The 12072-nt window shown below is 59.8% G+C and carries 12 protein-coding genes; 4 read left to right on the top strand and 8 right to left on the bottom strand.

Annotated elements, in window-relative coordinates:
* Positions 1–255: 255 nt before the first annotated feature.
* Positions 256–810: a hypothetical protein gene (locus V3C33_20785; GenBank protein XAS69870.1), complete on the bottom strand. Its 555-nt coding sequence runs from the start codon at positions 808–810 to the stop codon at positions 256–258.
* Positions 811–1030: 220 nt separating this feature from the next.
* Here V3C33_20785 and V3C33_20780 point away from each other — a divergent pair, with 220 nt between their 5' ends.
* Entirely contained in the window at positions 1031–1768 is a 738-nt protein-coding gene (locus V3C33_20780; GenBank protein ID XAS69869.1) for a hypothetical protein, read from the top strand.
* Between the two features lie 186 nt (positions 1769–1954).
* Here V3C33_20780 and V3C33_20775 read toward each other — a convergent pair whose 3' ends face one another.
* A complete protein-coding gene (locus tag V3C33_20775; GenBank protein ID XAS69868.1) occupies positions 1955–3511 on the bottom strand; it encodes an IS1182 family transposase in 1557 nt (518 codons plus the stop codon).
* A gap of 138 nt (positions 3512–3649) precedes the next feature.
* Entirely contained in the window at positions 3650–5635 is a 1986-nt protein-coding gene (locus V3C33_20770) for a hypothetical protein (GenBank protein XAS69867.1), read from the bottom strand.
* Positions 5636–6346: 711 nt separating this feature from the next.
* On the opposite strand from V3C33_20770, the gene V3C33_20765 reads away from it, so the two are divergent.
* Both V3C33_20765 and V3C33_20760 read left to right on the top strand, forming a co-directional pair.
* The gene (locus tag V3C33_20765; protein XAS69866.1) at positions 6347–8662 is read left to right on the top strand and encodes a hypothetical protein; all 2316 of its coding nucleotides are present in this window, start codon (positions 6347–6349) and stop codon (positions 8660–8662) included.
* Between the two features lie 25 nt (positions 8663–8687).
* Complete coding sequence (locus tag V3C33_20760) at positions 8688–8981, top strand: hypothetical protein (protein ID XAS69865.1); 294 nt, start codon at positions 8688–8690, stop codon at positions 8979–8981.
* Positions 8982–9103: 122 nt separating this feature from the next.
* On the opposite strand, the gene V3C33_20755 is transcribed toward V3C33_20760, so the two are convergent.
* The 5 genes from V3C33_20755 to V3C33_20735 form a co-directional block, all read right to left on the bottom strand.
* Positions 9104–9544, bottom strand: a complete 441-nt coding sequence (locus V3C33_20755; protein XAS69864.1) for a hypothetical protein — start codon at positions 9542–9544, stop codon at positions 9104–9106.
* Complete coding sequence (locus V3C33_20750) at positions 9541–9780, bottom strand: hypothetical protein (protein XAS69863.1); 240 nt, start codon at positions 9778–9780, stop codon at positions 9541–9543. Before V3C33_20750 ends, V3C33_20755 begins: the two co-directional genes overlap by 4 nt.
* Positions 9781–9842: 62 nt before the next feature.
* Positions 9843–10433 (bottom strand): hypothetical protein, encoded by a 591-nt coding sequence (locus V3C33_20745; GenBank protein XAS69862.1) that lies wholly within the window; start codon positions 10431–10433, stop codon positions 9843–9845.
* Positions 10430–10687: a hypothetical protein gene (locus V3C33_20740; GenBank protein XAS69861.1), complete on the bottom strand. Its 258-nt coding sequence runs from the start codon at positions 10685–10687 to the stop codon at positions 10430–10432. The genes V3C33_20745 and V3C33_20740 overlap by 4 nt, the downstream gene beginning before the upstream one ends.
* A 74-nt stretch (positions 10688–10761) precedes the next feature.
* Positions 10762–10989 (bottom strand): hypothetical protein, encoded by a 228-nt coding sequence (locus tag V3C33_20735; protein ID XAS69860.1) that lies wholly within the window; start codon positions 10987–10989, stop codon positions 10762–10764.
* A gap of 548 nt (positions 10990–11537) precedes the next feature.
* On the opposite strand from V3C33_20735, the gene V3C33_20730 reads away from it, so the two are divergent.
* On the top strand, positions 11538–11993 hold the full coding sequence (locus V3C33_20730) for an HD domain-containing protein (protein XAS69859.1): 456 nt from the start codon (positions 11538–11540) through the stop codon (positions 11991–11993).
* The last annotated feature ends 79 nt before the right edge of the window (positions 11994–12072 follow it).

Genomic DNA, 12072 nt, shown 5'->3' with positions numbered 1-12072 from the left:
CCCGCGCATTGGTCCTCGACCCCCGATACCTAGGCCAAGTAGAACGAGCCCGACGTTCAAGAGGAACTTCACTCGTGGTGTCATGTTGGGTGGGCCTCTTTCCAATCATCTCTCAAGTTCGCAGAGGCCTATTGTCGACGTCCCTGCGCCCAAATGTCCTGGCTCTTGTTTAGCGTCTGGGTCATGGTAAAAGCAAGGGACCCCGCGGCGTTTTGGAGATGACGGGCGGCCAACACTGCACCGCGCACACCCCATTCAGGGAATCGACTTCACGAACTGTCTCTGTTGTGAGCCGTCAGCGGGGGTCCAGAAGATCCAGATCGTTGCGCTAGTCGGTGACGTATGTCGGTGCAGAAATGTAAAGTATGTGCTTTCGTTCCGGGCGAGGTCGATCGGAGCCTCACTATCTGGTTTGATCCATTGTTCGTCATAGCCGTTGGGTGTACCAACGGTCACGCTAGTGACATCTCCACCGGTCTGATTGGTTACCTTCCACTTTTGGTCGATCGATGCGTCTCCGAGTGGCTCGACGAGCCACTTCTCTGAGGGATAGGCGCTAGCTTCGGCGATGGCTGCCTGCCGTTCAAGGGCGTCTGCGGATCGCCGTTGTTCCTGGGCCGACAACTCAGCGGCACTGGCAGATCGTCGTGCAGCCGCAAGGGCTGCGGTTTCATGTTCGGCAGCATCGCGACTCGCCTTTTGTGCTTTATCACGTGATGCCCGGGCGTCGAACGCCTGCCAAACTGTCAGCGCAAACCCCAATGCGGTGAGTATTAGGAGGCCCAGATTTATCAAATTCGACGTGTCCATGCTGCGAACTCTATTGTCCACGAGCCGACGGAACTAGCGCCGGGAACACCCTGGCCATTAGACACGTACGGCGAGTCGCATGCCCAATTGTGGTGAGATGCCTCGTCTCAATTGTCCTGGGACAGATCGCACTGAAATCTTGGGATTGTCCCAAGCTGGCTGAGTGGGTTCTGCGTGTTTGTCTCATAATTGAACGACCTAACTGATTGGAAGCTGACAAATGGAACTCGGTGACCTGGTTGCCTGGATCGCCCTGGGAGTTGCAAGCCTTACCTTTCTCCGCACTGAACATCGCGAGAGGCTCCGTCACGTAACGAGCGTTTCGATCTTCGAGTCCTGGGCGACCGGCCAGATCACAGAGGATAACCACTCCGAAATCCTCATTCGCAATGATGGGACGCACGCCATCGTTGTCTCCCACGTTGGCGTGGCATACGGACGCATGTGGACGTTCGAACGCAACAAACCTCACGGATGGTCCGTCGTCTACCTCCCCCTTGAACGATCAAAGGCGCTTCTGGAGCCTGGCGGTAAGCTCGTCTTTGCCTCGCCTGATCCCCTCACCGGGCTTGAAATCATCGGTCCGGTCATCAACTTCGTAGACGCAAGCGGCAAGGCCTGGCAGAAGACAACGACGAGCGTTGTTCAGCTTGACAAGCGGCGATGGCAGCCGAGGCGCAGAGACGCGTGGTTCGAACGCCAACGATGGTTTGCGCGTCTAGATCAGACCCTCACCCGAAGAGCTATTCGCTCCAGCGAGAAGCATCCAGGGCGGTTCCCGTATCTGGCCCTTCTAATCGATTTCATGTGGGGATGGAGGCCGGGCCACGGGCCAGAAGGGCTCCAACCACTAAACGCTCCGCTGGGGTGGGGGTACTGCGTGACAGGATGGACAAGCCCGCCGAAATTGGACTTGCAGCCGCGGTATGGGTGGAGAGATGGCCGGCGGCAGACCTAGGAGCCTGCTGATTTAGGCGGATCTATGACGCCCGGGTATTCCGGAGGGCCATTTTTTTGCCGGAGCCGGACGTCGGTTGGGGCCCTGCGGGGCTGAAATCCTGGTCCGTCGCCAGTCTTGGGCGCTCCGCGGGGCTTCTGGCCGCCGTTCGGGCCGGTCTCTGCGTGGCGGTCCTGGTCCGGGGTGTTATCCAAGTGCCCACGTCCCGTTCCGGCCGGTCAATCCGAGGTTGAGGAGTCGTTTGAGGTTGATTGCGGCAGCATGGGTCATCCACCAGGCATTATTCTTGGTGACCCCGCGGTAAGGGACGCGTCTGGCTCCGCGGGTCATCCACGCGATCGAGCGTTCGACCATGGGCCGGTGTTGCCGGTAGTCCGCCAGGAACTCCGGGTCAGTAGCCTTGGCCCGGTGTTCACGGCGGAGCCGGTCGTGGGGGTGGATCTGCATTTTCCGCCCGTTCTTCGCCGTCGTGCACCGGCTCATCAGCGGGCACGATGCGCAGGCTCCACCAAAACTTACCCGTCCTTTCGCACTGATCGCACGGGTGATCTTCGCCGGGCAGGTCACGGTTTTCGCGCTCTCGTCGATGCTGAAGTCATCGACAGTGAAACCGTCGGGGACGGCACGGCCCAGTGGCATCGGTTTGATGATCGGGGTATGGCCGGCGGCAGTGACAGCGGCCAGCAAATCGCCGCTGCCATACGCTGAATCACCCAAAACGTCGACCTGCCCGGTTCCGATGCTGGTGTCGGCGGCAATGAGTTCGGCACCGCGGGCCGCGTCGCTGTTGTCCGCGCCGGCCGCTTTCGTCAGGGCCGCGGCGGTGACCAGGCCGGTCTCGGGCTCTATCACGATGTGGCTTTTGAACCCGTCGATCTTCTTCTGCCGGCTCTTATGCGCGTGCCGGGCTTCCGGGTCAACCGTGGAAATGACCCGGTCCGGGGCGACCTTGCGGGCGATTCTCCACCGCCCGTCCGTGCCGTCGGACCCTTCGGCCGGTTCGACGTCCTGTCCGGCGACCAAGGCCAGGAGTGCGACCGTTTCCTGCTGCGCATCGTCCAGGGATTCGGCATCGATACTGCTCAGCAGGGTCAGGGCGTCGGCGACCAGCGCGGACACGAGATCATCCCGGGCACCCCTGTCATCCCAGGCGATGTCGGGTTTCCCGGGCTTGGCGTAATCATGGCCGCTCAGACCCGCTACCACCAGGTCCGCGCCGGGGATTTCCCGGCCGACCCGGCGGATCTGCGCGATCAACTGGGTGACCGTGTCCTGCCGGGCCACCGCGTCCTCAAGGATTGTTGAATCAATGGCCCGGCGCCTGCGTCCGGAAAGCGCACCCGAGCCGGCGATGACCTCCGTGACGGCCTCGAAGATACGGTGCGGACGGTCACTTTTCGCCAGGCGCCGGCGCCAATACGTCAACACCGTCGGGTGGAACGCGCCCTGATCCAGGCCGAACCCGCACGCCGCCTTCCACCGCAGGTCAAAGGTCAATGCCTCGGCGGTTTCGCGGTCGGAGAGATTATGGAGGGTCTGCAGGACCATGACCGAAGCGATCACGTCCGCCGGGGTCGACGGGCGGCCGCGGCCGGAGGCGAACAGGTCCGCGAACGCATCGTCCGGGAACAACTCGTGCCGGTTCTCGGCGAGGAACCTGAACACCGACCCGGCCGGGAGCATATGCCCGGCCAGGGCATCGGCATCCAAAAGCTGACGTTGACCATCATCGCGACCCTGCATACACCAAGTCTTAACCATCCCCGGGAATCCGCCCGGAGGCGCGCCTTAAAGTGCCGGATTAATCAGCAGCGTCCTAGGAGGAGTTCATCGCCTTTCCGCGGAACGGGACCCCAACCAACAAGTCGTGAAAAATCGACGTTAGTCGACGGAGACTTCGAGGTCGTCAATGGCTCCCAGATATCCCAGTTTCCGAATCAACCTGCCAAGCTGAGCAAAGTCGTCTGGGACTGTGCCTATGGTTTTCGCAGCTATGTTGATGGCATCGACGTTGATTTTGGCTCTGTATTCGCGTCGCATAAAGTCCTTGAACGACTCGTCGGTGCGTTTTTTGGAAGCAAACGCAGTCTTGAACGGCTGCCAATCGTCGGCATCCAGATTGAAATGTTTCGGTGATAAGTAGTCGAGGATGTCCGGCTTCCCGAGGCCAAAGGGAGTGATTCGGCTCAGCCTCCCAACTTGAATGGCGCGTCTGCCAAGCTCAGCCAACGCGCGTTCTTCCTTGGTGGCCGATTTCGATTCGAGCTCCGCCAGAGTTCGCTCGGCTAGCTTTGGATCTTTAGCCCCAAAAGCCTCCACGGCTCGCTGCCAGATAGGCCTGACCCTCCGTTGGACGACATTGTCGAATACAACGATGATCGGCGCATCGAGGGCGTCAAACAGAAATTGCATGTCGGGAAGGGCAGCAGCGTTGTCCGTCCCGCGCATAACGAACACCCTGGCTCCAGACGTGTGTATGTCGTCTGACAGGCATTTTTCCAAGACAATCTGGTCGTGAGTCCCCTCAACCACGAGAGCCACGCGAGTCATGGCAAGAATGTCGCTTGGGGTAACATCCAGACGCTTGGACTCTTCGTTGAGTGTCTTCCGACCAGCACCGATTTCCAGCCCGGTCATCATCGATTTACCGTCGCCGGTCAGGGACAGGTGCAGCAGGTTCGAACCGTGTCGTGGATCCAGAAATGCCGGAGAGTGAGTCGCGCCGATTATCGCGACATCGTCGAATTCGGCTACGAGCCTGTGAAGCCCCAGTGAGATGCGATTTTCACGTTGCCTGTGCAGCCCCTGCTCAGGTTCATCAACGATGGCCACGAGCGGCTTGCCCCGATCTGACTTGCTGAGGAACAGGCTCAATGCGAATCGAACCCATTTCTGCTCGCTGAATGAGAGATGATCCAACGGAATCTTGTTTGCTTCGCCGCGGCGAGGGACGGCAACCCATCTTGGCGGGTGGCCGGCAAACCAGTCAGAGGGATTGCCGGTGTCGAATCGCAATTGGAATGGGAAGTCAGCTACGAGATCCAGGATCCGGTTGGACTCCGTCTCGGCCAAGGTGACGGCCTTTTGGACGCTATCCGCCAGGGCTATTTCGGATCCCGCTGACGCCTCGACAATGGGTGCCTTCAACTGGGTCCTGGAAACACGCGAGAGCGTACTCTGCTGGATCATCTCTAGGGGCATCGAATTGACGAATACTTGAGCCGGGGCCCGTGAAATCGAGCCGATCCCGAGCAGTGGCACCGGGATATGAGCCGGCCAGGTGTCCATTGGTGAGGAGTTGGTGGGAACGTATTTTGGTGCAGCCGTCGTTCCGTCGCGAATGATGTCGAATGGTTCGGTGTACCACTCATTCGCTTGAGCCAACCTAAAAGGCGACGTAGTCGACTTCCAAGTCTCCCAATCTGGTGTTGTGCCCTCCCAGTGTGCGCGATGGAGGTTGCTTAGCTGTGCGCCGTAGTTGGCCATCTTCTGTATATCCTCAACGCCAAGGATTGCGGACAAATAGACGGTCCATCGGGGGTCTACCAGCGTGCCTGACGGCATGAGCGATAGGTGAAATCCCTCGCTCGTCTTGAGTTCGGTGTATTCGAGCAGTTCAATGGCATCGTCGAGCTCGAGGTTTTCCCAGTTGTTGACTCTTCCCAATAGAGCCGATTGAAATTCTTCACGGTGCTCGTCTTCCGATTGGAGCTCTCTGGAAACGTCGAGCATTTCGTAGAGCGCCAACACGAAATTGTTGTCCCCGCTTGAGGGGCGGACTTCGACGGAAATGTGGACTAGAGGCCGTGGCGTAGACGCCTTCTTGGGCTGCCCAGCCCCTTGAAATGCATAGGTGAGTTGGTCCAACAGGCGAGTTTTGCCCGTGCCGTTTTTCCCGTACAACATTGTGGACCCCGACCGAATATCAAGGTGAATTCCGGACAGGGGCTCAGGCCCGAATATTGAAGTGCCTACAATTTCGTAACCTTGGGCCTCAAGAGACATGTGTACCCCCTGATGCTGGATCCCTGCGTTGTGGCGAAGCGTCAGTGGGGCCAATCCTAGTCCCTGGCCCGGCGGTTGGCGTTAATAGGCGGAAGAACATTCGGATGATAACCAGATTCCGCAGTTTAGGTGCATGGCCGGGAAGCCGTCGACTACCGATTGCGGAGTGACTCAGTCAGGCAGCAACTAACTTCAGGATCACCTCGTTGCGCACATAGTCATAGAGACCATAGCAAAGAGCCCATGCCTTAAGTGAAGTGAGACCCGCCGCGCCAATGCCTTAACTGCAATGAGACAAAAACGGGCAATGCCTCATCTGTAGTGAGATTGCCTCAACTTAAATGAGACAGGACATCAATGACTGCGTGGTGCCTGCGCCAGGAATGCGCGGAGCATATATTGCTAACGCTGATTGGGTGAGATCGAGACTCGGAGTCTGCAGAGGTTGGCCTGAAGGCGCAACTCCTTGCCGAGTCTAATCACCCTGTCAAGTTAATAGCAACACCGGATTTGTCCGTTTTCGCAATTTGGCGGCCCCTCTTGTTGGTAAGAGTCGACCACCGAGGAGATCAGATGCTGACAAAGCAGCGCGTCAAGAAGCCCCCTATGCCCGTGCGGCCGGTTGAGCCGGGTGTTCACCAGTGGGGATATGAGCGCGTCCAATCCGGGATTGCCCCCACGCTCAAACCCAAGCCCCAGGATTGGAAGTTTGGTGTGGCAGCGGTTCCGCCGGCAACCGGGGTGGCCGTGGGCGCCGAGCTGCTGCAGGCGGCCGCCGGCGCGGTGGCACCGACGGTCCTCGCCGCCGGAGTGGTGTGCGGCGGGATCGTTGCCCTCGGTCTTCGGCGGAAGGAAAGGGCGGCTCTTTCCGATCGAGCCACCGAGGACATCGCCTCGCTTGTCTCCACGTACCTGACACGCAATTCATTGAAAGTACTTCGCTGGTCCGGCGGCTGGCTGGGATATCCAGCCAAGATCAGAATCACCTATGACCAGGGGGCGGCCGGCAATGCCACCCTCCGTGAGGAACTGGCAGAGCTGCTTTCCGATCGGGTCGGTATGACCTATGAGCTGGTCAAGCATGACCCCCGGAAGCGGCAGCTCGTTTACCAGGTCGATCCCGGTGCGGAAGAAATTGCTGCGGAAGAAGATCAGGATCCGCTGACCGAGCGCGTCACCAAGATCGCGACCAAGCTGTTCTCCGCACCGAGCGAGGATGCTCCCAGGATCGACCTGGAATGGGAGAACGAAAAACTCTCGAAAGTGCACGTCCAGCACAACATCGGTATGAACCTCACCAGCGCCCTGGTCCGCAAGGACAAGGCACACAAGTTCTCTGTCCAGATCCCGGGGAGGTGGAAGGTCGACTGGAACACGGAAGAGGACACTGCAACGTTCACGCTGCGGCCAGACCTTCCCACGTTCATTGCCCACCCGCCCATATCTCCGATGGTGGGCACGCCCCAGGAAAACTACAAGACACCACTTCGCTACGGGATCGATGAGACCGGCGAGCATATGGCCTGGCGTCCCTGGCTTGACCCCATGATGTTGATCGTGGGGCGCACCGGCCGAGGCAAGACGGTCGTGGCCCACAGCATCCTGACCGAACTGGCGGCAAGAGGCTGGCTCATCGACGTCTCGGATGCCAAGCTCATCGAGTTCATTGGATACAAGTCCTGGCCCAACGTCAGATGTGTCGGCGCCATCCTGGAAGAGCAGGTCCGCCTGGTCCACGCAGCCCTTGAATTGATGCAGGACCGCTATGCGCAGATCGTCAACGGCGAGGCGGAAGAAGACGACTTCCAGCCGTACTGCCTCTTCCTGGATGAATACGCACTCTTCCGCGAAGATCTGGCCGATTGGTACTCAGAGATCAAGCAACAGGGTGAGCCGGCCAAAGTTCCGACGTCGCGCAAGGTAAATGCCGTTCTTCGCGCCGGCCGTACAGCACGGGTGCACATCGTCCTGCTGACGCAGCGGCCAGACGCTGAGGTGCTCGGATCCGGTGAACCGCGGTTGAACCTTAGCTGCCGCGTCTCCATGGGCCCCCTAGACATGGACGGCGCACGGATGATGTACAACAACCCGACCGCTGGCGTAGCCGTTCCAACCAACATCCGCGGCCGCGGGACCACCAGGAACGAAGCCGGGGACATCGTCGAGTTCCAGGCCTACTGGACACCAGACCCCCGCAAAGCGAAAGAACCCGAAGACCTGGCCATTCTCGACGGCCTCAAACCCGCCCAGACTCTGCATCCAAAGATGAAGATCGTGCTGCCCACATCAACTTTCGGAGAACCCTCCAAGGAAGGGATGAGCCAAGAGCTGCCCCCTACGTATTCCGAGTACGCCAACGCAAGGATGGTCCCCCTGGACTATGAAGAACCGGACGACACCGAATCCGATCAGGAAGAACCCGGAAGGGACACAGATCTGGAAGCTGACGTTGAGGACACACAGATCAGCACTGAAGTGACCGAGACTGAGCCCGAGCGCTCGATTCTCCGGCTTGTCCGCGCCGGTGATCCGGAATCCTCCGAAACGGGACCGGAGAAGATGCCGCCAACATCCCGTGCGAAATCCGGAGAAAGCCTGGCCAGCGTCTCGGACCTTCGCATCAGGCAGAAGCTTGAGGAAGAGGATTCCGCGGAAGAAGAACCCGAAGACGGCTTCGGAGAGATCGAAACCCTTCGCATCGAGGACATCGTTCCAGGGACGAAGGTCCTCATCGATGAAGGTGAAGGGATCTGGGGCATCGTCGCGGATTCCATGGCCGACGAATCAGAAGAGGCGCACTGGGTGATCGCCTGTGTCACCGACGATGGTGCGGACGAAACCATTGTTGCGCCCGAAGGCGAGATTTTCCCCATACGGAAACAGCAATGAAACCAGCACAAGGAGCGGATGAGCAATGAACGAATCGACGGAGAGCATTGAAGACCAGTTCTTCACCATCATCATGATCCTGCTGGCAACAGGGGTGCTGGGCGGTTTCAGCTTGGTTGGCTTCTTCCAACCGATCCAGGCCTGGGCACTCCAGCAGGGACTGATGGTTACCAGCAGCGTTGCCGTTCCCTTGGGTGGGGACGGGTCAGCTGGGCTGGATATGCCGAGGATCCTGATCGCCGGCGGAATTGTGTGGCTGGCTTTGCTGGGTGCCCTGTACTCAGCGGTGAGGAAGCGCCGGCGGCACCAGGCGACATAACCTGGCATAACAAAAGCCCTCGTGGTGACTGGAAGTCGCAGTCACCACGAGGGCTTTTGGTGTATTCGGCCACTGGGTGAGGTCCAGGCCTGCGCCGCGTTCCCGTTTGAGCGGCAAACTTGTTAGCTGTGCTGTTTGTCAGGCCGCGGTGCGCCGGCTTCGGTGCCCTCGTTCGCCAGCTGGCGACGCAGGACCCTGACCCAGGTCGCTGTTACCCCGGCTGCCCGGGCGACTTCCTCGGCGGTCGGAGCTGCAGCTTCTGCTACAAGTTCCTGGCGCTCCTTCCGCAGTGTCTCCAGTTCCGATTCCGCCTCCGTAAAGCTCTTTCGGAGTGCATGGAAGTCCTGAGTCACGCCCTGGTTCGTGCCGGCGGCCTGGCGTTTGTAGTATGTCTGCCGGCTCAATCCGGCTTCACGGATCAGCTCCACCAGGGACCGGCCGGAGGCACTGTGGGTTGAGGAGATCCAACGCACAAGGCCGCTGATGGCATCCTCGCGCTTCTCGGTTGCCGCGTCGATCGCCTGGCGTTTGTCCTGTAGCAGTTTGAGCACGCGCGGGGTCATGGCGTCCGCTCCAGGTCAACAGAGTGACTGGCCGGCGCCTGGTAGTCGGAGTCGGCTACGGAAACCAGGTGCCTTTCGAATGTGCTGTCCGAAAGGCGCAGCTTGGCCTGGGCGAAGTCCCTCAAGTTGGTGACCCGCCCCTTGGACGTTGAGCTGGAGTTGTTGCAGGATGCTGCCTGGCCGGGAGCTGCGGAACTGTGCTTCGGGGACGGCAGAGGCAGGGATGGGTTTTGCATGACGGTACCTTTCTAATTACTTGATCTGACAAATATAAAACTAGTAACGTACCGGCCTGCTGTCAAGCAGCTTTCGACAAGGATCCCCCGGAATCAGGAATTTCCTTATTGGGACGCAGGGTGATGCTCCTCCAGATTTTGCGCCCGTCTGCGGTGACGGGGCCGATGGGCAGGAGCTGCGCCGAGCCGGAAGCCATGCTGAAAGTGCCGGCCCACATAATGGCGGTGTTCCCGGCGGGGAAGCCCGCGGCCAGGAGTGCTATTCCGGCAAGGATCTGGGTAACGGGGCCCGCGGTAAGAATCAGAAGATCCTCAACGGGGTGTCCTTGGTCGTGGTGAATGAACGATGAGGCTCCGACGTGGATGGTATGGACTCGTCTTCTGAGGGCCAGGCTGCAGAGAACGTGCCCGGCTTCATGGGCCAAAGCGGTTGCGAAGCAGGCGGCGCCGAAAAGAAGGGCCGGCGGGACGGTGTCCAGTGTTATGTGAGTGGGGGAGGCTGCGAGCGAGGTGATCACCCACCAGGAGGCCGCAAGCGCGGAGCCTTCGATGGCAGCGCCCGGGGTGATCGTGATTCGTAATTTTCGGATACGAAAGCGGACGGCATGCCTGCGCTTTGAGTCATGCCGTCCGCTGTCGTTGACTAATCTCACCGAAGGGTTTGGGAAAGAGCCCGCTTGAGGTGTGGGGTTTCTCCGGATGCTGAGTCTTCCGGCTCGGCCTGGTCCTCAAGGGCCCATTCGGCTTCGTCCAGGATCTCTTCGCGTTCGCGGCAGCTGAGGTCCTCCGAATATCCGGGGACCTGGAAGGGGTCGACTATGACATTCGGATCCACGCTAGATTCAATGACCCTCGCTTCCTCTGGGAAGATCGCGGCGATCTGCTTGGTGTGGGCGGGCTGATTCATGGCTTGCTCCTTGGTTGGTGTCGGTACCAACAAGAGGGGCCGGTGAATGAAGGTTTCGGACAGAATCCGGCTGGCTATTGCGGGGACTTTCCCGGCAGCGGCTGTCCGGCGGGTTTGCCGTGCTGTTGGGCGGCGAGATACAGCAACAGCAGGCGCCGGCGGAATGAGGGGTTTTTGAGCATCAGGTTTTCGATGGCGGCCGCGTCCTGACCGCTCCAGCCATGGCCGGTGAGAATTCTGTTACAGGCGGCCCACTGTGCGACATCGGACGATTCGGCGTCCTCGTGCAGGTTGATCTTCATGGCTGGGTTCCTGCGGTCCCGGCGGAGGCCAGGGTCCGGGGGGCAGAGCGCCGGGTCGGCGCAGTGCGGTTCTGAGACGAACGGAGCATTTCACCCTCCCTTAACTTGATCTGACATATATAAAACTACTGTCAGAAAAGAGAGGTGTCAAGCGGGTTTCGTTGCAAGGTTGGAGCGTCTGCCCGGAACTGGCCGGCGGCAGTGGCCGAATCAATCTAGTAGCGTTCTGGCCGCCTGGGGAGTGCCTGTGTGAGGGCAAAGAAGAAGGCGGCCCCCAGGACTCGACAGGAGGTTTGGGGGCCGCCCTTCCCGCTCATCGTAGGCAGTGCGTGGATGGATTCGCAAGCACCGGTTGATGTAGCCTCGATAGCATCCGCTGCGACAGTTTTGCTTCCGGCGGATCATGGCCCTCACCAGGCAGCGGACTTGATCTGACAATTAAGACCTTTCTTGCCTGGTGGGGGTCTCCTTCGTTTTTGCGGCCATCCGGCTGGGCGGGCAAGGGTGTCACCCTTGTTTCGCGGTCAGGAAATCGATAGATTGGACGCATGGAACGCAACCAGGACCTTGTAGCCCGAGCCGCGCGCTTGGCTGCAGAGGCACACGAAGGGCAGACCGATAAAGCCGGCGCTGCTTACATTGAGCACCCGGCCCGGGTGGCTGAGTTCGTGCGGTCCCTCTTCGTTGATGCGCCGGATGAAGCGGTGGCGGTCGCATGGTTGCACGACGTCGTTGAAGACACCAAGATCTCGCTGCAGGATCTCCTTGAAGCAGGGTTTCCCGGTTCGGTTGTTGCCGCGGTTGACTCGATGACAAAGCGGGCCGGTGAGGGAATGGAAGACTACTTCGCCCGGGTCAGGTCGAATCCGCTGGCCGTCATGGTGAAGACTGCGGATCTGGCAGACAATACTTCCCCTGAGAGGGTTTCGCGCCTGGATCCCCAGACGGCCGAGAGGCTGCGGAACAAGTATGCCCTGGCCAGGAAGCTGCTGGCAGCTGCCTGATGTGTAGATCTTGTGCCGAAGGCGGGCGCAGATGCAGGGATTCCAGGAGGCTCAAGCAGCTGAGTCACGCGGATCTCCT

It is taken from the genome of Micrococcaceae bacterium Sec5.7 (assembly GCA_039636785.1).
GTDB lineage: Bacteria > Actinomycetota > Actinomycetes > Actinomycetales > Micrococcaceae > Arthrobacter.
Note: the sequence above shows the minus strand (reverse complement) of the source record. Positions and strands in the feature narration are given on the sequence as shown.

Coding starts and splice junctions, on each gene's coding strand:
- V3C33_20785 (XAS69870.1), bottom strand. CDS start 810: ATGGACACGTCGAATTTGATAAATCTGGGCCTCCTAATACTCACCGCA.
- V3C33_20780 (XAS69869.1), top strand. CDS start 1,031: ATGGAACTCGGTGACCTGGTTGCCTGGATCGCCCTGGGAGTTGCAAGC.
- V3C33_20775 (XAS69868.1), bottom strand. CDS start 3,511: ATGCAGGGTCGCGATGATGGTCAACGTCAGCTTTTGGATGCCGATGCC.
- V3C33_20765 (XAS69866.1), top strand. CDS start 6,347: ATGCTGACAAAGCAGCGCGTCAAGAAGCCCCCTATGCCCGTGCGGCCG.
- V3C33_20760 (XAS69865.1), top strand. CDS start 8,688: ATGAACGAATCGACGGAGAGCATTGAAGACCAGTTCTTCACCATCATC.
- V3C33_20755 (XAS69864.1), bottom strand. CDS start 9,544: ATGACCCCGCGCGTGCTCAAACTGCTACAGGACAAACGCCAGGCGATC.
- V3C33_20750 (XAS69863.1), bottom strand. CDS start 9,780: ATGCAAAACCCATCCCTGCCTCTGCCGTCCCCGAAGCACAGTTCCGCA.
- V3C33_20740 (XAS69861.1), bottom strand. CDS start 10,687: ATGAATCAGCCCGCCCACACCAAGCAGATCGCCGCGATCTTCCCAGAG.
- V3C33_20735 (XAS69860.1), bottom strand. CDS start 10,989: ATGAAGATCAACCTGCACGAGGACGCCGAATCGTCCGATGTCGCACAG.
- V3C33_20730 (XAS69859.1), top strand. CDS start 11,538: ATGGAACGCAACCAGGACCTTGTAGCCCGAGCCGCGCGCTTGGCTGCA.